A 1,989-nucleotide genomic window follows, 5' to 3' on the forward strand; every position below is an offset into this window, starting at 1 on the left:
GCCAGGTGCTGCGGTCGGCAATGCCGTAGCCGTTGAGCCGTTCGTAGAGCTGGCCGGCAGTGCCTTGCCAGTGAAGGGGCCACACGCGCTCGGCCAGCAGCTTGTCCAAGGCTTGCGCGACCGGGTTGCTCTCCAGGGCCCGGTCGATGCCGGCGCGCACGAGTTCGGCGTACTGCTGCTGGAACTCGCCCGGCGCGAAGCCCAGCACGCGGGCCACGGCCTCGCCCAGTCGCTCGAAATCGGCCATGCGCTGCTTGTGGGTCAGGTGCACAGAGGGCAGCACGGCCAGCGCGGCGGCAAAGAGGTCGAGCAGGCCGCCGAAGACGCGCGGCTGATCCCGCTCCCAGCCAGCGTGGGTGTCGGCGTCGTCCCGCCGCGCCTCGGCGGGAATGCGCGGCAGATCGATGTGGATCACCCGATCGATCAGGTCGGGCCGGGTGGCCACCACGGCGATGCCGTTCATCATCACCGGTCGTTTGCACTCCAGCACATGCTCTTCGCCGTTCGTGTAGAACTGACGCGAGGCAAAGCCGCCGCCGGTGCTCAAGGTGCACAGGGCATCTTGCTGCTCGGGTGTCAGGGTCGAGAGGTTCTCGTAGGAAACCATCCATGCGTTGGCGGCAGCGACGAAGATGTCCTCCACTGTCTTCGGCCGGCCGCGCAGGCCCACCTTGTTCGGATCGATGAGGCTGCGCAGCACCGACTGTGTGGTGGACTTGGCCGATCCCTGCTCGCCCACCAGTTCCAGCACCGGGAATGGCGTGTCCGGACGCAGGCAGTCCAGCAGCCACGCCAGCACCATCACCCGGCGCTCGGGCGGGATGTTGGTATGCCGCCAAAGCAGCCCCACATCGCCATCGCGCGCGGGCATGGGCAACGGACGCATCGACGGCGTGCGGGTGAACAGCACCGGCGACTCGGCCACCACCTGCCAGCCAGAAGGCGTGACGACCACGGCCTGCCAGTGCGCATCGCACAGGTCGATCACGTAGCCGTCTTGCCAGCGCGCGACGCGCACGTGCACCGCCACCTCGTCGCCGTCATTGAGGCCCGCAGCCGCCAGGGTCGCCAGTGCCGCCTTCATCGTGCCCTCGGCCACGCCGGCCTCGCAGGCACGCCAGTAGGCCGCGCGCAGCCAGTCTTCGAAGCCCGAGGACGGCACGCGCCAGACCTCACGGCGCCCGGGCAGACGGATGACTGCCACCGCCTTGCGGTCGGCGTCGTGGTGCAGCTGGCATTGGGCGCGGGCCAGGGCCACCAGCTCATCGAGGGTCGAGCGTTCGTCGGCGGCCCCCGGGTCCGCTCCGCGCGTGGCGCGGTCCAGCGCCGTCACCGAGCACGCCGGATTGACCTGCTTGGCCTTGTGGCGCAGCCGCTGGTAGGCCGCCAGATCCTGCGCACGCAGAGCCGTCAGCGCCGCGATGACGGGCGGCTCGAAGAGGGCGCCCACATCCTCGCGCAGCCGCTCGATGGCGCCTTCCACGAGCCGCAGCGGATCGCAGGCCTCGTTTTGCGCGGGCGGCAACAAATAGACGTCACCATCACCATCGTCACCACCGCCACAGCGGTGATAGTCGTGAAGGTCGTGAGGGTCGGCCACGCCCGTTGTGGCGGCCGCGGAAAAAGGATGCCCCGCCACGCCTCAAGCCTCCGGACGGCGGGCCAGCTCGGCGGTGCTGTGGATGCGGCGGCTGTGGGCCTTGAGCCAGGCCAGCACATCGGCCTTGCGGTAGCGCACGCTGCGGCCGATCTTGGTGAGCACCGGCCCGCCGCCGTGCGTGGCCGCCCACTCCAGCCAGCCCACGGTGTAGCCGAGACCCGCGGCGGTGGTCTTGCGGTCCAGCAGCGCTTGGTCGGGCGCGCGCCAGAACTCGGCGCGCAAATCAGCGGCGTTGGTCGATCGGGCGGCTTGGAACCGTTTGGGCATTTCGGCATTCCTTCGGGCTCGTTTGGAATGCCGCCAGTGTTGGCGGGGTCGGTGCCGACACC

2 protein-coding genes are annotated in these 1,989 nt (G+C 69.8%); both read right to left on the minus strand.

Features of this window, described 5'->3' with window-relative positions; all coding sequences use genetic code 11:
• Nucleotides 1-1,600 (minus strand): hypothetical protein (locus ACK42S_RS17765; protein WP_409710742.1); only part of this gene is annotated, 1,600 nt, incomplete at its 3' end.
• A 42-nt stretch (nucleotides 1,601-1,642) separates the two neighbouring features.
• Nucleotides 1,643-1,927: a helix-turn-helix transcriptional regulator gene (locus ACK42S_RS17770; protein ID WP_409710745.1), complete on the minus strand. Its 285-nt coding sequence runs from the start codon at nucleotides 1,925-1,927 to the stop codon at nucleotides 1,643-1,645.
• Nucleotides 1,928-1,989 lie beyond the last annotated feature (62 nt).

This window comes from Caldimonas sp., from assembly GCF_046289365.1.
Lineage (GTDB): Bacteria > Pseudomonadota > Gammaproteobacteria > Burkholderiales > Burkholderiaceae_C > Caldimonas.